The following is an 18,328-nucleotide window of genomic DNA, read 5'->3' on the forward strand; positions in this document are numbered from 1 at the left end:
GAGACGCGGGAGCCCGGCGCAATGACCGGAGTCGACAGCCACCGTGCAGGGTCTGCGGGCGGCGATGTCTTGGACGAAAACGAGCGCGGCGGTAAGGCAGGCGGCGAAATCCATTCGCACACTGTGGAACTGGATGGTGAGGTGAACATCGGCTTCCTCCGGGCGCGGGGACCCACCGCCGGGCGTCATCGGGTGAGTTGCCTCGGCAGGCACGCTCGGGCGCATTCGAGGACCACCGATCCGGATGGCCGGAACTTGCTGATGGCCGGGGATATCCACGTGCGAGCCATCAACGGGTCCGGCACCGGCGAGGGCAACGCGATATCGCCCTCACGGACGACGACCACCCGCGCTCGCCAGAGCTGTGCCACGACGGCGGGGTCTCCGATCGGGCGGATATCGGACCTCACCAGGAATGTCCACATTCCCGCGCGGGGGTGGCCAATGATCGGCACGGCGCGACACCACGCACGTCGAGGGCGGTTTTGACCCGATGGGCCAGCTCGGTAGGCATCATCACCGCGCCGACAAACCCGGCCTTCATCGTGATCCGCCCGGTGTCGGGGTCGATCACGGTGGGCAGTGAGCACTCGTGGCGGTAGAACTCGCACCGTGATCGTGGTGTTTCAGTGTAGGCCATGCGCGGCGAGCTGGTCCGGTTCATTCGAAACCTCCGGCTGGTTCGCCGACCACTGGGTCAACAGGCTTGACTACGGTCGGGCTGCCCGAAACGTCAGTTAGCCACCCTTCCTCGCGCATGGTCTCGAGGGTCCTGTGCAGGTCTTCTAGTGATGGCAAGGACATCGGACCGAAGAAGTTCGGGTGGCTCATCGGCTTGCCTGTCTGGCGGGGCGGAGCTTGCCCACTGATACCTGCCACTCTGCACGCCGGTTCCGGAAGACATCGCCTTTGTGGCGCAACGCTTCCAACGCACGCGCCGCTCGCCATGGCGCCACCGTCAGGTTGTGTGCGATCGTGTCGACGGTGAGCTGCCCGCCCGGTCTGAGGAGGTCCAACACATCGGTTTCGAGGGTTGTTGTCATCTAGTCACCTCGTCGGCTTGCCAGTAATTGCGGAGTCCGTGTCGGTGGTGATACGGACAAACAGACAATCGCTACACAGTGGGGTTAAGGGCAACGCGCACAAGGAATATCCGGTATGCGCGGGATACATACCGGCTGCGTCGGCGGGTGATAGCGTCAAACTATTCGCGTTGTGTGGGGCATAGAGCGGCGGGAGCGAAACGATGACGGTCGTGGCCGACAATGGGCGCACCTGCGCGACGTGTGGGGGCATATTGAGCCGGTTGAATCTCGGCCCGTGGTGTGGCAAGTGCTCGGACGTCGAGTCCGCGGAAGGCCCGCCCGAGATGCCGGCCGAGTTCTGGGCTCACGCTTCGCTGTGCGAGGCGCTGGCGTCCTGGCACATGGGAACGGTCATCGCGGCGTATCGCAATCACCCCGCACACGGACAGCCGCTCAGTCAGATCCAGATGGGGCAGTGGCTAGATCTCAGCCAAGCGCAACTGAGTCGGATCGAGAACGGGCCGCCACCGGAGATGCTCTCCAAGCTGGTCAAATGGGCGACCGTGCTACGCATCCCGGCGGACTTGTTGTGGTTCAAGCTCCCGAACGGGGCTACCGTGGAGTCCGTGGACCGTCAAGGATTCCTGCGTGGGGCCGCAGCTACCGCTGCAACAGTCATGGTTTCACCCGACCGCCTCACCCAGATGCTGAGCGAAACCCGCACCACCGTCAACCCGACGCGAGTGGGTACCGTCGAGATCAACCAGATTAGTGAAGCCGCACAACTATTCGCCCGATGGGATGCTACCTACGGTGGCGGCCTAGTCCGCGACGTTGTCGTCGCGCAACTTCGGGTGGCCGTTGCCTACCTACGTGCCCCATGTTCGCCTGGCGACCGTGCGGCTCTGCAGACGGCTGTGGGCTCTTTAGCACACACCGCTGCGTTCATGGCTTTCGATGCGTGTGCGCACAGCGACGCCGACTCCATGTTCGCGTTGGCGCTGGATTGTGCCGAGGAGTCCGGCGCGGTGAACCTACGGGCGAAGATCCTGTCCTCCATGGCACGGCACGCGATATGGACCGGCCGCCACCATGACGGGCTCGGGTACGCGCGGAGGGCATTCACCGAAGCCGACCAATTGACCGCGACCGAGCGTGCGATGTTGCACACCACCGAGGCACGCGTGCACGCCAAGCTGGGTGACATTCCCGCGACCCTGACCTCCATTGCCAACGCTGACCGCGATTTCAGCCGCTGCGTCCCGGGTAATGATCCAGCATGGATGCGCTACTACGACAGCGCGCAGCACGCAGGCGACACCGGCCACGCGCTCTTCGACATCGCCGTGCACGGAAGCTTCGTTGGAGAAGCCCGCGACCGCTTGACCGCAGCAGTGAAGGGCCATGCCGAGGCCGCCGCGCGCTCACGGACGATGTCGACCATCAAGCTGGCGTCGTTGGTGATGGCGACCGGCGACCCGGACGAAGCAACCTCCATCGCCGGACAAGCACTTGGGTGTGCACGTCATCTCAAATCCCAACGGGCGGCTGAGGATATCGCCGAACTCCGCCGCTACGCGCACCGCGCCAAAGTCAGGATCCCGACACCAGCCGCTAATTCATGAGCACAATGCCGGTCGAGCAAATCGCCCGATTAGCCTGCACAGCCGCTGGCTTCGACCCGAAAGGAATGCTGCCCATCAAAGTGGCTGAGAATGCGATCTTTCGAGTCCCCGGACAGCATCTGGTGATTCGCATCGCGCGAGCTGGCCAGGATGAAGCGGCCCGGCGTGAGCTTCAGATCGCAGCATGGCTGCAGGCCCACAATGTTTCGGCTGTGCAGCCGATGGGCAGCCGCTCCGACTTTGCCGTGATCGGATCGCGTCCGGTGACGTTGTGGAAGGAACTGCCGCCTCATCGCAGCGGAACCGAGCGCGAGATAGGACAGGCCCTCCGCTCATTGCATCAGCTGCCGGTGCCCGGCTTCCTGTCCGAAGTCGATCCGTTCGTTCGGCTCGAGCAGCGAATTGACGGCGCGTCCTCCTTGAGCGAATCGGACAGACAGTGGCTATACCGACGAGTAGCTGACCTGCGACTCGGTTGGGCTGAGCGTCCATCCGGGATGCGATGGTCGCCAATTCACGGCGATGCGTGGGAAGGCAACGTGGTCACCACCGACACCGGGGTAACCACACTCCTCGACCTGGAGCGGGCCTCATTCGGGCCGCCTGAGTGGGACCTGGTCTCGACAGCGATCAAACACAGCTCCTTCGGATGGATCTCCGCAGGGCGATACGGCGCGTTCTGCGATGCGTACGGCCACGACGTAGCTGGGTGGGAAGGATTCTCGCTTCTGCGAGATATTCGTGAGTTGCGCATGACTTGTATGGCAGCCCAAGCAGCAGGGGCGGACACTCAGCACGCTACCCAAGCTCAGCATCGGGTCGATTGCCTACGTGGCGCTGCTGGGCCGAGACCGTGGTCGGGCTGGCACCCGATTGCCTAGCACCCTGGTGGACATTTGTGGCCTCGTCCGCAGCCACGCCACGATTGCCATTGCTCAGGAGAGATCGAGGTGGCGATTCATCGACATCGCTTCGTCAACAAGGGCAGCGAGCTCAAGACCGTGACGCCAGCCGCCTCGAGTTTTCGACGCCCACGCAGTCGGCGACGAAAGTACTCGGTTCGCGCCACGCGATGACGACAGTAGGGATCCCGGCCGTCAGGATGCGGTCCGTGCACGGTGCGCGATCTATGGAAGCCGACGCGCCCCGAGATCATCGAGATCGTCACTGATGCGTGGAAGTTTCACCAGCAAGGTCGCTGATCAGCGGCGACACGGCCCACTGGGCGCTCTAGCCCACAGTCAGTTTGTGTATGCGAGGTCGTTGACCATGGTTGCGGCCTCGGGGTTGTCGCGGGACGCGCAACGATCAATGACCGGGTGCAACGTCGCGCTGACCCGGTGGCCAACAACTGGCTTAGTAAGATTGGATTGTGACCAAGCTGCGAGACCTGCAACACCGAGTGGTGACGGCAGGGCAACGATATATTGGCAACCCGATCATGGGACGGTTGCCGGTTCAGACCCTGCTCGAAACTACGGGGCGCAAGAGCGGTCAGCCGCGGGCCACACCGATCGGCGGCCGTCGAAGCGGCAACGCCTTCTGGCTCGTTTCCGAGTTCGGTGAAAAATCCCAATACATTCGAAACATCCAGGTGAACAACCGTGTTCGACTGCGTATTCGTGGACGGTGGTACTCCGGCACCGCTCACTTGGTGCGTGGTGACGACGCACGAGCTCGGCTTCGTGAGCTGCCGCGGGCCAACAGCGCAGTGGTACGAGCGGTTGGTACCGATCTGCTGACCGTTCGCATCGACTTGGACTGAGCTAGCGGAATTTCAGCTCGTTCGGTTGGGAAGTGGATGTGGCCCGGCGATGTGCAGAGGTAGCCGGAAAGCGGCATACAGCTCGACCTTCGACTGATGGTGCCGGCCGACTCACGCCGCATCCCGGAGCCGCGGTCCGTGCACCCCTCACCCGACCCGAACATCAGCACCTACACCGGTTTCGGGGTCGGTGGCCATGTCGGATCTGAGCGGAGGGTGCGGGGTATCGCGGCTGTCAGGAGGTGCTGCGGCCGAGCTGTGCCGGCACGCGGCGGCTCACGGCTGAGTCGGTCACGCGGCGTGGGAGAGGAAGGTCGATCGTTCGAACTCGCGGTGCCGTACCGCGTGGACGAACGCGGTGTATTCGAGGTGGTCGAAGAAGAGCCGGGCGGCTCCGGTGGAGGCGCGGCATTCCGGCGCGGCGCTGAATTCGTAGAGGTCGTCGGATGCTCGGGTGATCGTCAGGGCGCCACGGATGGGCCGGTCTGCTCGGATCGCGGCCTGGAGGGCCTCGAACTGATGGTGGTCGAGGGTCAGGCATTCCTCGAGGGGGACAGGGTGTGCCGCGGTGGCGACCGGGCGCGCGAGTTTGTCGTCCCAGATGAGGGTGCGGTGGTTGTCGCGGTAGACCATCACGCACGCCTGTTGCGGGGAACTGGCGGCCGCTTTGCGGAAGTGAGCAGCGGGCGGTGTCGGTAACGACATGGTGGATCCTTTCGAACAGCGCTGCCGGCGACGGTGCCGACAGCGCGGGGCGCACGCTAGGGGAGGCTGCCGATAGCGGCGAAATTGCAGGGGCGGGCGTAGTCGTCGTGGTCGATCGGCTGTTCGGGTCGCCAGTCGGTGGCGTAGGTGATGCCGGGGTCGGCGATCGTCCACCCGTCGAAGAAGGTCTGGAACTGCGCGCGGGTGCGCAGGGTGACCGGTGTGCTGGCATCGGTGAAGACCGCCGCGCCTGCGGCGACCTGTGCTTTGATCTCCGCGCCCGCGTCTTCGAGGGACACGTGTGTCATCGCGATGTGGCTACCGGGGGCGAGGGCGTCACGCAGCTGCGCGACGATCTTGCCGGGCTCGCTGGCGTCGGTGACCCAGGGAAGCACCGAAACCAGTAGCAGCCCAACGGGTTCGGTGAAGTCGATCAGGCGCTGGGTATCGGGGTGGGCGAGAATGCGCGCGGGGTCGCGCAGATCGGCGTCGACCATCGTCGCGGTGTCGGTGACGCCCTGTTCACGCAGCAGGTCGCGGGCCCGGTTGATCGCTTCTTCGTCATTGTCGACGTACACGACACGGGAGTCGGGGGCGAGCTCGCGTGCGACCTCGTGGGTGTTGCCGCCGGTCGGCAGGCCGGACCCGATGTCGAGGAACTGGCGAATCCCGGTGCCGGCCATGTAGCGAACGGCGCGGGCGAGAAACCGGCGATTGTGCTGGGCCCACAGGGGATAGAAGGGGATGTCGGCGTAGAGCCGATGAATGAACGGCAGATCCGATTCGAAGATCACCTCGCCGGTGACCATGTGGTGATAGATGCGTGCGGAGCTGGGTTTGTTGGTGTCGATCGGGCGTGGCTCGAAGTCGCTGTCGGACATCGTGATTCCTCTGCGGTTGCGGTGGTGCCGGTCTATCGCTGAATGGTGGGGCGGCTGCGGAGGCCGCGGACGAGGTGTTCCATGAACTGACGTGAGTCGTGGGGGCTCAAGGCGGTCATCGCCAGGCGGTTGAAGATCTTGTCGCGGATACCGACGGCGGGTTTGTCATCGATGTAGCGGATCTCGCCCTGCGCTTCGATGACGGCCATCTCGAGATCGCCGGCCGCTCCCGGGGAGGGCACGCGAACCAGGATGTAGCGGTCTTCCATGCCCGCGCCGGGTGCCTGGTGGGTGAAGGGCATGACCTGGATCTGGATGTTGGGCCGGGCGGACAGCTCGAGCAGGTGGGTGATCTGGTCGAGCATCACCGCGTCTCCGCCGTAGGTGCGGCGCAGGCAGGATTCGGACAGGATCGCGTGGAACTCGGGTGCTCCCCGCGCGAGCAGGATTCGCTGACGCGCGACGCGGGCTCGGACGTAGTCGTCCACGGTGACCGCGTCCGGATCGTCGGGGTCGAGTTGGAGGGGTTCGTGCAGCGCGCGGATGTAGCTCTCGTGCTGGAGCAGGCCGGGAACGATCTCGGCAGCGGTCTCGCGTAGTCGATCCGCCACCGCCTCGAGGTCGACGAGCAGTCGCAGTTCCTCGATGTAGGCGCGGCGGTAGCCGGAGTTCCAGAATCCGCGGCGATGGCTGTCTTCGCGGAGATCGAGCAGGATCGCGATGTAGTCGTGGTCGGTCACGCCGAGCTGCCGGACCAGCTCGTCGAGTGCCTGGGCGCTCAGATTTCCCGTGCCGCTGATCACCGCCGCGATGCGGGACTGGCTCACCCCGATCATCTTTCCCGCGTCGGCCTGGGTAGTGCGAGACCGGCGCAGAAGCGCGTCGATCTCTCGACCTAGCAGCACTTTTCGTGCGGTTCGTGCCATGGATCCCACCGTATCGGGCTGCTGGGCGGCGGCTGCCACCTGTTTCGCAATCCTGATTATCAGGTTAGATTATCAACCACGATTATTTGGCGAACAAGTCGGAGGGTGTATCCGAACTGCGACATACCCTGCGGCGCAAGAAGAGTGGGGCCCACTCATGGACGTCACCGACCCAGACACCCTCCGCGGCACTCTCGATGCCGGAGCCGCGAACAGCTGGGGGCAGCGACTTCGGACCTATCGTCGCGCTCGATTAGGGCTCAGCCGTGGGGATTTCGCCGAGTTGATCAACGACAGGGCTCGCCGCGACAGCGTCAATGTCGCGTGTTCGGAACGACACATCGCGCGCTGGGAACTCGGCGAGGTCCGCAGGCCCAGCAAGTCCTATCGCGTTCTGCTGGCTGCGCTCGGCGCACCGGTTCCCGAGATCGACTCCGTCCTGTCCTCGCCGGGCCTGAATGTGGGGTTCGCTCGTGAAGTGGTGTCACAGGCTCCCGAGTTCGTCGGTGCCGGTACGCGTCGCGGCGCGGATGCGACATTGCTGGAGGCCCTCGCGACCGCCGTGGTCGGTTCCGCTGACATCCTGACGCCCTGGCTACCTTCCCTTGACGTTCCCGAGATGCCCTGCGACACAGGGTGCCTCGATCTCGATGCGGTGCGCAGCGCCACCTCTGGATTGCGGGAACGCGACCAGCGACACGGTGGTGGCTCGGTCGCCCGCACAGCCGTCGATCTCCTGAAATCGACGACCGCGCTGCTGGCCGGGTACCGCGGACACACGACGCTCGCACACGCGCTGCTGGTAGCCACCGCCGATCTGGCCCGGCTGATCGGGTGGGCCTACCACGACATCGGTGATCAACATCGCGCCCGCCAATACGCCACCATGGCTTTGGTTTCCGCGCGGCGAGCGGGTGCGGACAGCCTGGTCGCGTCGACGCTCTACGTGCTGGGGCGGATCAGCTTGATCGAACGCGACCCGCGCGTCGCTCTGCGGATGTTCCAACTCGGCCAGCTACCTGCCCAAGACGCCACCGGAGGTGGGGAATCGGCGCGCTTGTACGCCAATGAGGCCTGGGCACACGCGATGATGGGCGACGTCGACCGGATGCGGACCGCGCTCGCCCGCGCCGAAGACGAGATCGCCCGGGTCGCAGATCATCCCATCGACCCGTGGACCCGGGTGTTCTTCACCCCCGGAGAGTTCACCGGGATGCGATCGGTGATCTACAACGAGTACGCCCTGACAGCCCGCGGACAGACCGCGCAACATTACACAGCCGAAGCCGTCGACGCCGCTCGCGCCTCGTTGGCCGCGTCCACGCCGGGACGCCCTGCCCGCAGCATTCTGTTCGACAACATCACCATCGCCACGGGCACCTTCCGCCTCGGCCAGATCGATGACGCGGTCTCCGTCGCGACGGCTTGCCTGGACATGACCGGTCAGGTCGACAGCGGGCGAGTCGGCGACCGGCTGGGGCAGCTGGTGCACGCCGCGAGTCTCGCGTCCTCGCGATCCGATGTTCGCGATCTCTGTCATACGATCCGGCGGGCCGTCCGCACCGCCCGGCACACTCCGCACCAGCTGACCGAACATCGCCTCGCGACCGCGTAGCAATGTCGACGCAACCCGACGATGTCATCCCCACACAGCGGCATTTACGACATGCCCTGTCGAATGTCATTGTCGCAGAGATTATTCGGCGATGTACTCAGCTCATGACTACGACGACGCCGAGACGTGGCCATCGGGCAATGGGCAGACGCCGGTGAGCCGGGTGTGTGTAGCTGTGACGCACGCAGGCGGCTCCGCCGCGAAGCCCGACAGCCGCGCTGGGGAGAACACACGCGTGCGGACCGCCGAGGGGTTACTGGAGGCCCGTCAGTTACTGCTCGCCGTCGCCGGGAACCTGCAGGGCGGGTCGCCGCTGATCGGATGGGCACGCGAGCTGGCGGATCTGCACGCGACTCTGTTCACCGCGTCGGTGTCGACCACCCGCCGGCCTGCCGACTTCGACGCGCCTACCACCAGCGGCCGGATCAACACCGTCATCGGCTTGATCGACGAGTGGTCGGCCTGCCATCTTCCTCGCCCCACCTCGGGCCGCCGGCACACCCATTCCCTCGGCGAGGTGATCAGCCACGTGGCAGACACCTACACCCACGTTCAGTGGACACTGCGCCACACCAAGAGCGCCGAACACCAGCACCATGCCGCCCTGCGCTTTGCTCAGGTCCAGGAAGGCTATGCCGACCTGGTCGAGGAAATTCGAGCCCTGCGCGTCGCGCTCCCGCTGGGCCGGGGCCACCAACCCGCCCCATAGCGGGCGAGGACTGCGGTGTTCAGGTGGGTGTTGGTGTCCCTCTGGTACGGCGGAGTCGCCGGGTGTGGCCGACCTCGTCGGCGGCCAGGAATCCGGACAGGATCGGGATGGGCTGGTCGGCGCAGGATTCGGCTGGTACGCCGGCCTCGATGACGCGCCCCGCGTCGACCATCACGATCCGGTCGGCGCGGTGGAGGTGGGTACGCAGATCATGGGTGATCATCAGAATCGCGGCGCCGGTTCGATGCCGGTAGCTGTCGAGGTACTCCAGGATTCGGCTGGTCAGCGGCGCGTCGAGCGCGGTGGTGATCTCGTCGCACACCAGGACAGCGGGTTCGGCGCCGAGTGCTCGCGCGAGGGCGGCGCGTTGAAGCTGGCCGCCGGACAATCCCGCGGGATATCGAAGTGCTTGCCGCGCATCGATACCCAAGTCGTTCAGCAACTCGTGAGCGTGCCGGCGGGCGGTGTCTCGGTCGACTCCGCGCAGCCGGACGGCGGTGGCCGCGACCTGGTCGAGAATCGTGCGCCGAGGGTCGAACGAGGCTGCCGACTCCTGCCACACGTACTGAACGGCGGCGATCTGTGCGCGACTACGCCGGCGCAGCGGGGCCAGTGGTTCGCCGTCGAGCAGCACGTGGCCGCTGTCGGGACCGACCAGTCCGGCGATCGTACGACCGATCGTCGACTTGCCCGCCCCGGATACGCCGACCATCGCGACGAGTTCACCGCGATGCAGATCGAGGTCGACACCGCGCAGAACGCGCGAACGTCGATGGGAGACAGCGAGATCGCGCAGTCGCAGAACAGGCGGTGACACCGCGGACGCTCGTCGTCGGCGCGGTGCTGCCACCGGCGCGGGTCGGTCGCTGTCGTGGAGCCGACCCGCGCGCACGAACAGCGTCCGGTCGCTGACCCGGTCGACGGCGACGGTGTCGTGGGTGACGAGCACTACGGCTTTGCCTGTCCGACGCAGCCGGTCGAGTCCGGTGAGCAGGGCGGCTCGCGCGAGGGGATCCAATCCGACTGTCGGCTCATCCACGATGAGCACATCGGGATCCGACATCAGCACCTGCGCCAGCGCGAGCCGGGTACGTTCGCCGCCGGAGAACTCGAACGGATACTTGCCGAGCATGGTGGCCATTGTGTGGTCGGACACCTCGAACGCCGCGGCTGTCAGCACGTCGGCAACGTGGCCGCGCCGGGTGGCCCTGTCGGTGCGCGGCAGCCCGAGGCGACGTCGACGCAGCCGCTCCAGCTCGGCCAGCGCGGTACCGATTCTGCGAGCGGGGTTCAGGGTGGACGCCGCATGCTGGGGCAGGTAGCCGATCCGCACGCTGCTCCGCGGTCCTGGGCACCGAATGGTTCCCGCGACAACAGTTCCCGCGACCGCGACGCCCGCAATCGCCGTAGCGATGGTGGTTTTGCCGGCACCGGAGGGACCGAACAGGGTGACGATCTCGCCGGCGTACACATCGAGGTCGATGTCGTCGACGAGGACGGTCCGGCCCGCGGTGACCCGTAGCGCACGCACACTGATGAGCGGCTCAGCCATCGCGGTCACGGGTGGCCAGGCGTGCGGCGTGGGTGCGAGGGTCGGCGAGCAGGTCGTCGGCGAGCAGATTGACCCCGACGATGAGCGCCACGATCAACAGCGCGGGCAGGGCCACCGACCAGGGCGCGATGGTCAGTGCGTCCTTGTTGGCCGCGACCGACACCGCCCAATCGGTCGAGGTGGTGTCGAATCCGAGGCCGAGGAAATTGGCCGACGCCAGAAAGTACACGGCAGCGGTGAACCGCAACGCCAGATCGGCGGCAATCGGCCGGGACATCTCGGCAACCGCGTAGTTGCCGTATCGGAAGGCGCGGCTCTCGCCCTGCATCCGCAACGCGTCCATGACCGTACCGTGGACAGTCCCGCGGGCCGTCATGCGAACGAATCGCGCGATCGGCGCGACGAGCACGAAACCGATCGCACACGCGATCGCGACCGCTGAGCCACGAGTGCGCAACGCGGCAACCATGATGATGAGCAACGAGGGCAGACACAGCAGCACATCCATCGGGCGCATCAGCAACTCGTCCACCCACGCGCGTGGCGCCGCGGCCGCCGCGACACCGATCAGCGACCCGACGAGATAGGCGATGGCGACTGTCACGGCCGCGACGACGAGGAATGTCCGTCCGCCGGTGAGTGCGGCGGCCAGCACATCACGCCCGAGTCGGTCGGTGCCGAACGGTGACCAGTCCGACGGCCCGAACGGCGACTGACGGTGCGGTGGCGCCCCCACGGCGAGAAACGGCCCCACGGTCGCGACGAGTACCGGTACCGTGACCAGCACGCTGTAGATCCAGCGGCGCAGGGTCATCGGCGGATGCCTTCGGCCGACACCGGCACCATGCGTTGCCCGGCGATATCGATGACGGTGTTGATCGCGATGGCGACGACCCCGGTGATCGCGACGATCGCGAGGATGACCGGGTCGTCACGGTTGCCGATGGCGCCGATGAGCGCCGACGCGATGCCGGGCACCACGAACACCGCCTCCACGATGAGCACACCGGAGAGCAGTCCGTCCCCGGTGCGCCCGAGTTCCTGCATCGCGGGCGCGAGCGCGTTGGGCGCGACATGGCGGGTCAGCAGCGATATCCGGCCGACGCCGAGTCGGCGGGCCGCGGCGATATAGGGCTGATCCATCACGTCGATGACACCGGCGCGGACCAGCCGAACCAGGGGAGCGGCGACGCGAGCGACCATCACGATCAGCGGCAGCACCAGGTATTCCGGACGGTCGAGCAGGGTATCGAGGTCGGTCCCGAGGAAGGTGGCGGGCAGCAGGTCGAGATCGAGGGCGATGTAGCTGACGAGCAGGACCGCGAGCACGAAATCCGGAATGGAATCGAGCCCGATACTGACGGCGCTGACAATCCGATCACACCACGATCCCGGTGCCGAGCCCGCGGCGAACCCGGCCGTGACGGCGACAGGGACCAGCAGCGCCAAGGCCAGCGCGGCCATCAGCGCGGTGGTCAGGAACGGGCCGGCGATCACGTCACCGACTGGGTGTCCGTTGGCGTAGGACACGCCGAAGTCGCCGACCACGGCGCCGGCCAGCCAGTCCAGGAAACGCTGGACCGGTGCGACGTCGAGGCCGAGCAGATGCCTGGCCGCCGCGCGCTGCTGCTCGCCGAGGACGTCGTTGCTCTGTACGTCGGCAGCATCGCCGGGCAACAGCAATGAGAGCACGAACACCAAGACCAGCAGCACGCCGAGCTGGCCGATCCCGATGACGCTGCGGCGCAGCAGGAATCGGGTGAACGGGGTCGACAAGCGCACGGACGCTACCGGATACCGACCACGATGCGGTCGTCACCGTACTGCCAGACGATGCCGGCCTCGGCGAATCCCGCGTCGCGGGCGAAGGCGACGTAGTCGTGCACGGTCGGGCGATCGTGCACGGTGTGCTCGAATCCGCCGTCGCGGGCCCGCACGAGGTCGGCGAGCTCGGGTGCTCGGTTCACCGCGTCCCACCAGGCGGCCCAGTCCTCGGCGTCCCCGGTTCCTTGTCGCTCGGCGCGGCGCGCGGTCAACGATTTGCCCAGAGCATCGAGCCCGGTCCCGGATGGGCCCTCGTACAGGTGATCACCGTCGACGAACAACCCGCCCGGCTTCAGCGCTTGCGCGCAGGTCTTGATCAGCTCACGCAACGGATCCCGATTCATCCAGTGCAGGGCGGTGGTGCTGACGAACGCGTCCGGGACTCGCTCCAGATCCAGTGCGTCGAGCCATCCCTCGGATCGCAGGTCGGCATTCACTGTCCGGAAGCGTGGCGAAGCCAAGGCCGGTTCGGCGAGACCGAGCAGCAGCGGATCGGCGTCCACGCCGACAACGCAGGCGTCGGGAAACCGGTCGAGCAGCCGCTGCGACAGGGTTCCCGGACCGACCCCGAGATCGACGATCAACAAGTCGTCGCGGTCACCGAGTTCGTCCAACACATCGCCGATCACCTCGAATCGCTGCTCGCGATCGGGCATGTAGTGCTCCTGCTGGCGGTCCCAGCGTTCGAGCCAGTACCGCGCCGTCGCCGCGTCCAGTCCGGTCATCGAGCATTCACCTCGTCGAATCGGGCCCAGCCGTGCGAGTTCGGTACCGCGGCGGGCAGTTGCTGAAAACGATCGCCCGCGGCGCTGTTCCAGGCGGTGTTGCCGAAGAAGACGAAGCCGCCTCGGTCGTACAGGATTTCGTGCATCGTTCGGTAGATCGCCGCACGTCCTTCCACGGTGGGTGTCGACTGTGCCTTGACGTAGAGCGCGTCGAACTCGGCATCGGACCACTTCGTCCGATTCTGCGGCGACCCGGTGAGCAGTCGTGACGCGAAATGGTTCGGAACGGGCAGTGGCCCGGACTGGCCCATCGTGAGGTGCCCGGTGTTGAGCGCGTCGGTGTAATAGGTGTCCTTGGAACCGAGGACGACGTTGACCTTCACCCCACAGCGGCCCGCGTGTTCGGCGAAAAGCCTTGCCGACTCCACGAAGCCGTGCGCCACCGGCGCGGTGAACAGGTCGAACGACAGGTCACGCACCCCGGCGCGGCGCAGCAACCGGCCCACCTCGTCGGGATCGTAGGTGTGTTGGGGCAGGTCGGCGTAGTACTGGAAGCCTTTGCCGAACACATCGTTGCCGACCTCGCCGTTGCCCTCGAGCGCGACCTTGACCAGCTCGTCGCGGTCGAGCATCCGCATGACCGCCCGGCGCACATCCGGGTTGTCGAACGGGGCACGGTCGGTCTTCATCGCGAAGAAGTAGATGCCACTGTTGGGGGTCGCCGCGAGCGTCAGGCCGCGCCGACCCTGCAGGGTCCGTGCTGCCGACGGGGTGAGGTTGTCGGCGTAGTCGATCTCGCCGCTCTGTACCGCTGCGAGCCGGGCATCGGACTCCGCGCTGACGATGCGCAGTCGCCGGATCGACGGGGCGCCGTCCCAGTAGCGATCGTTGGCGGTAGCAACGAATTCCCTGCCCGCCGTGAAGGACTCGAACACGAAGGGGCCGGTCCCCACCGGCCGCTCGAAGTCGGTGGCCCCGTTCGGCACGATCTTGGTCCCATAGGCCGACAACGCGATCAGGAACTCGAAAGAGGGCTCCTTCAAGACGATCTCCACCGTGCGCGCATCGATGGCGCGGCTCTGGGCTAGGTCGACCTTGTCGAGCGAGGAGGCGGCGATGAACGGGCGACGCTGCGGCGGTCCGAGCACCCTCGAGAAGGTGTAGAGCACGTCATCGGCGCCGACGGCTTTCCCGTTGTGCCAGAGGGCGTCTCGCAGGGTGATGCGCCACCGAGTGCCGTCGGCGTTCGGCTCCGCGGCTGATGCCAGGCGCGGGATCGGCGTCATCGTCTCGTCGATCTCGAACAGTCCGTCGTAGACCGCCTTCATCCGAGCCTCATCGATGAACAGCGTGTTCACACCGGGATCGATGCCCTCACCGGCACCGGAGCCCTGGAACGCGGCAGTGAAAGTGTCGACGGAGTTCCCGGACGAGCGGTTGCACCCGACCAGGGCCGTGCCCGCGGCGAGCGCGCCACCGAGCAGGAAGGTACGGCGGCGCAGATTCGACGGCTGCATGGATGCTCCTATCGCGTTGGCTCACACGCGATGAAGACATGCGCAAACAAGCCACAACCGGTGTGGCTCGGTTCGGCGCATCGATCAATACCCACGTGATCACGACCGTTTCAACAGTTCATCCGCAGGTATCTGGCTTCGGCTCGGGAACGAGCCTCACAGTTGCGGGACAGCCCCGGACTCACACCGGTCTTCCCTACGGACAGGCGATATCCTACGCGGTGCTCCGGACGTCGCGAGAAGCCCCGGCTGCTGCGGGTTTCGATCATCTCGAGCTGGGGCGTGTGGCGCTGCGGGTGGGATTGTTAGCGTCGGGCCATGGATCTGGGACTGGATGGAAAACGGGCGATCGTCACCGGCGCGAGCAAGGGAATCGGTCTGGCCATCGCGCGGGGGCTCGCGGCAGAGGGGGTGGATGTGGTGCTCGCGGCACGGTCGGCGCAACCGCTGCGCGCCGCCGCCGACGAGATCGCTCGGCAATCTGGACGGCGGGTGATCGCGGTACCGACCGACACCGGCGACGACGAGCAGGTGAAAGAACTCGTCGCGCGCACTGTCGCCGAACTCGGTGGCGTGGACATTCTGGTGAACTCCGCCGCCACACCGTGGAGCGCGGGCGCGGCCGGCGATCTGCAAGCCACCACCGACGAGATCGTGCGCAGGGAAGTCGAGATCAAGGTGCTCGGATACCTGCGCACCGCACGTGCTGTCGCACCCCATCTGGTGGAGCAGGGGTGGGGGCGCATCATCAACATCAGCGGGCTCGGTGCGCGGCAGGCCAATTCGATCGGGCAGACCATCCGCAACGTGAGCGTCTCGGCGTTGACCAAGAACCTCGCCGACGAGCTGGGGCCGCACGGGGTGAATGTGACAGTCGTGCACCCGGGCCTCACCCGCACCGAACGGCTCACCGAACGTCTCACCCGCCAGGTCGAGCAAGACGGTGGCGACGTGGCCGAGCTGGAATCAGAGTTGGTCAAGAATTCGATTCGCCGGATCATCGACGCGGGTGAGGTCGCCGATGTGGTGACGTTCCTGGCCTCGCCACGCAGCATCGCCATCACCGGCGATGCCATCGCGGCCGGGGGCGGCGTTCCCGGGCCGGTCTTCTACTGACGTTCGGGATGTGATCGGGCCGATTCTATTGCTTCACCGCGGCCCGGTCGGCCCGCGATACTTGCCACATTCGGAGTCGCGCCGATTCGCGCAAGCCATCGATCTCGCCGCCGAGGCGAACCCGGGAGACCAGCGATGACCAGCACCGTCACACCCACCGTCGTTGCCAGCAGCACCTCCCCGCTCTCGGCGGCCGCCGCGCCGAGCGCCTTCTTCAGCACCGAGGACTACCACCGGTTCCACGCCCGCGCGGCCGGTTACGACGCTGAAAACGCCTTCTTCACCGAGGATTTCGAGGAACTGCGCGAGGCCGGGTACCTACGCGCCGCGCTGCCGCCGCAGTACGGTGGCCGGGGCCTGTCGCTCAGCGAATTGTCCAGGGAGCAAAGGCAATTGGCGTATTGGGCGCCCGCGACCGCGCTCGCGGTGAACATGCATCTGTACTGGACCGGGCCCGCTGCCGCGCTGACCTTCTCCGGTGCCGAGGACTTCAGCTGGTTGCTCGCCGCGGTTCGCGACGGTGAGGTGTTCGCGGCCGGTCACGGTGAACGCGGAAACGATGTGGGACTGGATGATTCGGTGGTGAGCGCCCGGCGCCTGCCCGACGGCTCCTACCGCGTCGACGGGCGCAAGACCTTCACCTCGCTGGGCCCGGTGTGGACCTCGGTGGGTATCCACGCCCGTGACGACTCCGACCCCGCCGACCCGCGCATCGTGCACCTGTTCGTCGCCCGCGACCAGCCGGGGGTGCGCACCGAGGAAACCTGGGACACCCTCGGCGTGCGGGCGACCCGCAGCGACGACACGATCTTCGACAACGCGCGTGCCGAAGCCGCGACGCTCGCGGGAACGCACGCGCCCGGCGATGCCTACCCCCCGCTGATCAACGGCATCCTCGGCTGGTATCTGCCGCTGCTGGCCAATGTCTACTTCGGGATCGCCCGGCGGGCGCTCGATGTCGCGATCCTGCACGCCGGCACCCGCTCCTCGCTGGTCCCCGGTGTCGAGGCCCACGCCGGCAAACCGGCGGTACAACGCCAGATCGCCGAAGCCGAAATCCAGCTCGACGCCGCGTACGCACTGCTCGAGACGGCGACCCGGGACGCGGACGCCGGCGTCGAGCTCGGCGTGTGGGCGGTTCCGCGTCTGTTCTCGGCGAAGGAATTCGCCACCAGGACAGCCAAGAACGTCGTCGACACCGCGGTGCAGGTGGTCGGCGCGTCGTCGGTCAGTCGCCGCAACGAACTCGAACGCCTCTACCGCGACGTCCGCACCGGACAACTCCATCCTCCCAACACCGACGCGATCCTCGACGTGGTCGGCCGCACCGCGCTGGGTCTGCTTCCCTGACCGGATATCGCTCTCAGAGCTGCGATTGCACCTCGGCGGCAATGAGTTCCAGGTGATCGAGATCGGCGAGATCGAGGATCTGGAGGTAGATCCGGCTCGCGCCGATCTCGCGGTAGCGGGCGATCTTGTCGACGACCTCGGCGGGGGAGCCTGCCAGGCCGTTGCTCTTCAGTTCGTCCACCTCGCGGCCGATCGCGGCGGCCCGGCGCGCTACCTCGGCGTCGGTGCGCCCGACGCAGGCGACCAGGGCGTTGGAGTAGATCAGTTCGTCGGTGCGCCCGGCCGCGTGCACCGCGGCGCGCACGCGGTCGAACTGGGCGGCGCTGTCGGCGATCGAGGCGAACGGCATGTTGAACTCGGTGGCATAGCGGGCCGCCAGGCGCGGGGTGCGGACCTTGCCGTTGCCGCCGATGATCACGGGCACCGGGTCTTGCACGGGCTTGGGCAGGGCGGGGGAGTCGGTGAGCTGATAGTGGGCGCCCTCGAAGCTGAACGTCGCCCCCGGCTTGGTGTCCCACAGTCCGGTGATGACGGCCAGTTGCTCTTCGAGCAGGCCGAACCTGTTGTCCGGGAACGGGATTCCGTACGCGGCGTGTTCGGCGGCGAACCAGCCGCTGCCGAGACCGAGTTCGACCCGCCCGTTCGACATCTGATCCACCTGGGCGATCTGGATGGCCAGCGGCCCCGGCAGCCGGAACGTGGCGGCGGTGACCAGGGTGCCCAGCCGGATGCGGGAGGTGTCCCTGGCCAGCCCGGCCAGGGTGATCCAGGCATCGGTCGGGCCGGGCAGGCCCGAGGCATCGCCCATCGCGAGGTAGTGGTCGGAACGGAAGAACGCGTCGAATTCGAGCTCCTCGGCGGCGCGGGCCACCGACAGCAACGTGTCGTAATCGGCGCCCTGCTGGGGTTCGGTGAAGATGCGGAGGTCCATGATCACCATCGTGCCCGATGCGAACAGGTCCGGCGCGGCGGCGGCCTGATCGCCGGGCAACG

The 18,328-nt window shown here is 66.6% G+C and carries 18 protein-coding genes and 1 riboswitch; of the genes, 7 read left to right on the forward strand and 11 right to left on the reverse strand.

Translation table 11 applies throughout. The features are described from left to right. Window positions 1-406 precede the first annotated feature (406 nt). Both ACWDXS_RS03685 and ACWDXS_RS03690 read right to left on the reverse strand, forming a co-directional pair. The gene (locus tag ACWDXS_RS03685) at window positions 407-640 is read right to left on the reverse strand and encodes a hypothetical protein (protein ID WP_449961647.1); all 234 of its coding nucleotides are present in this window, start codon (window positions 638-640) and stop codon (window positions 407-409) included. A gap of 187 nt (window positions 641-827) precedes the next feature. Beyond that, window positions 828-1,043 (reverse strand): hypothetical protein, encoded by a 216-nt coding sequence (locus ACWDXS_RS03690; RefSeq protein ID WP_449961650.1) that lies wholly within the window; start codon window positions 1,041-1,043, stop codon window positions 828-830. A gap of 203 nt (window positions 1,044-1,246) precedes the next feature. Between ACWDXS_RS03690 and ACWDXS_RS03695 the strand changes: the two genes are divergently transcribed. From ACWDXS_RS03695 to ACWDXS_RS03705, 3 genes are all read left to right on the forward strand, one after another. After that, the gene (locus ACWDXS_RS03695; protein ID WP_449961653.1) at window positions 1,247-2,650 is read left to right on the forward strand and encodes a helix-turn-helix domain-containing protein; all 1,404 of its coding nucleotides are present in this window, start codon (window positions 1,247-1,249) and stop codon (window positions 2,648-2,650) included. After that, window positions 2,647-3,531 (forward strand): phosphotransferase enzyme family protein, encoded by an 885-nt coding sequence (locus ACWDXS_RS03700; protein ID WP_449961656.1) that lies wholly within the window; start codon window positions 2,647-2,649, stop codon window positions 3,529-3,531. The genes ACWDXS_RS03695 and ACWDXS_RS03700 overlap by 4 nt, the downstream gene beginning before the upstream one ends. Window positions 3,532-4,040: 509 nt before the next feature. After that, window positions 4,041-4,415, forward strand: a complete 375-nt coding sequence (locus ACWDXS_RS03705) for a nitroreductase/quinone reductase family protein (RefSeq protein WP_449963395.1) — start codon at window positions 4,041-4,043, stop codon at window positions 4,413-4,415. 291 nt (window positions 4,416-4,706) lie between these two features. Here ACWDXS_RS03705 and ACWDXS_RS03710 read toward each other — a convergent pair whose 3' ends face one another. Genes ACWDXS_RS03710 through ACWDXS_RS03720 form a run of 3 tightly spaced genes read right to left on the reverse strand, consistent with a single transcriptional unit; the run spans window position 4,707 to window position 6,927 of the window. Then, window positions 4,707-5,120: a hypothetical protein gene (locus tag ACWDXS_RS03710; protein WP_449961659.1), complete on the reverse strand. Its 414-nt coding sequence runs from the start codon at window positions 5,118-5,120 to the stop codon at window positions 4,707-4,709. 56 nt (window positions 5,121-5,176) lie between these two features. Then, window positions 5,177-6,001, reverse strand: a complete 825-nt coding sequence (locus ACWDXS_RS03715) for an SAM-dependent methyltransferase (RefSeq protein ID WP_378990298.1) — start codon at window positions 5,999-6,001, stop codon at window positions 5,177-5,179. Between the two features lie 32 nt (window positions 6,002-6,033). Further along, the gene (locus ACWDXS_RS03720; RefSeq protein WP_387444519.1) at window positions 6,034-6,927 is read right to left on the reverse strand and encodes a helix-turn-helix domain-containing protein; all 894 of its coding nucleotides are present in this window, start codon (window positions 6,925-6,927) and stop codon (window positions 6,034-6,036) included. A gap of 157 nt (window positions 6,928-7,084) precedes the next feature. On the opposite strand from ACWDXS_RS03720, the gene ACWDXS_RS03725 reads away from it, so the two are divergent. Then, on the forward strand, window positions 7,085-8,542 hold the full coding sequence (locus ACWDXS_RS03725) for a helix-turn-helix domain-containing protein (RefSeq protein WP_449961664.1): 1,458 nt from the start codon (window positions 7,085-7,087) through the stop codon (window positions 8,540-8,542). A 91-nt stretch (window positions 8,543-8,633) separates the two neighbouring features. Beyond that, window positions 8,634-9,251 carry a hypothetical protein gene (locus tag ACWDXS_RS03730; RefSeq protein WP_449961667.1) on the forward strand — a complete coding sequence of 206 codons (618 nt, stop codon included), beginning with the start codon at window positions 8,634-8,636 and terminating at the stop codon, window positions 9,249-9,251. 19 nt (window positions 9,252-9,270) lie between these two features. Here the strand turns inward: ACWDXS_RS03730 and ACWDXS_RS03735 are convergent, their stop codons facing one another. From ACWDXS_RS03735 to ACWDXS_RS03755, 5 genes are read right to left on the reverse strand one after another with little or no spacing between them, the layout of a single operon-like run. Continuing rightward, complete coding sequence (locus ACWDXS_RS03735) at window positions 9,271-10,803, reverse strand: ABC transporter ATP-binding protein (RefSeq protein ID WP_378990294.1); 1,533 nt, start codon at window positions 10,801-10,803, stop codon at window positions 9,271-9,273. After that, on the reverse strand, window positions 10,796-11,617 hold the full coding sequence (locus ACWDXS_RS03740) for an ABC transporter permease (RefSeq protein WP_449961670.1): 822 nt from the start codon (window positions 11,615-11,617) through the stop codon (window positions 10,796-10,798). The genes ACWDXS_RS03735 and ACWDXS_RS03740 overlap by 8 nt, the downstream gene beginning before the upstream one ends. Beyond that, complete coding sequence (locus ACWDXS_RS03745) at window positions 11,614-12,579, reverse strand: ABC transporter permease (protein ID WP_449961673.1); 966 nt, start codon at window positions 12,577-12,579, stop codon at window positions 11,614-11,616. The genes ACWDXS_RS03740 and ACWDXS_RS03745 overlap by 4 nt, the downstream gene beginning before the upstream one ends. Window positions 12,580-12,590: 11 nt before the next feature. After that, a complete protein-coding gene (locus tag ACWDXS_RS03750) occupies window positions 12,591-13,352 on the reverse strand; it encodes a class I SAM-dependent methyltransferase (protein ID WP_449961676.1) in 762 nt (253 codons plus the stop codon). Continuing rightward, the gene (locus tag ACWDXS_RS03755) at window positions 13,349-14,869 is read right to left on the reverse strand and encodes an ABC transporter substrate-binding protein (RefSeq protein ID WP_449961679.1); all 1,521 of its coding nucleotides are present in this window, start codon (window positions 14,867-14,869) and stop codon (window positions 13,349-13,351) included. The genes ACWDXS_RS03750 and ACWDXS_RS03755 overlap by 4 nt, the downstream gene beginning before the upstream one ends. A gap of 106 nt (window positions 14,870-14,975) precedes the next feature. Beyond that, a riboswitch (cobalamin riboswitch) is annotated at window positions 14,976-15,088 on the reverse strand. 99 nt (window positions 15,089-15,187) lie between these two features. Between ACWDXS_RS03755 and ACWDXS_RS03760 the strand changes: the two genes are divergently transcribed. Beyond that, window positions 15,188-15,985, forward strand: coding sequence for an SDR family NAD(P)-dependent oxidoreductase (locus ACWDXS_RS03760; RefSeq protein ID WP_449961682.1), 798 nt, complete (start codon window positions 15,188-15,190; stop codon window positions 15,983-15,985). Window positions 15,986-16,120: 135 nt separating this feature from the next. Beyond that, window positions 16,121-17,335, forward strand: a complete 1,215-nt coding sequence (locus ACWDXS_RS03765; RefSeq protein WP_449961685.1) for an acyl-CoA dehydrogenase family protein — start codon at window positions 16,121-16,123, stop codon at window positions 17,333-17,335. 13 nt (window positions 17,336-17,348) lie between these two features. On the opposite strand, the gene ACWDXS_RS03770 is transcribed toward ACWDXS_RS03765, so the two are convergent. Further along, window positions 17,349-18,266 carry an LLM class F420-dependent oxidoreductase gene (locus tag ACWDXS_RS03770; RefSeq protein WP_449963398.1) on the reverse strand — a complete coding sequence of 306 codons (918 nt, stop codon included), beginning with the start codon at window positions 18,264-18,266 and terminating at the stop codon, window positions 17,349-17,351. Window positions 18,267-18,328 lie beyond the last annotated feature (62 nt).

It is taken from the genome of Nocardia sp. NPDC003183 (assembly GCF_053590715.1).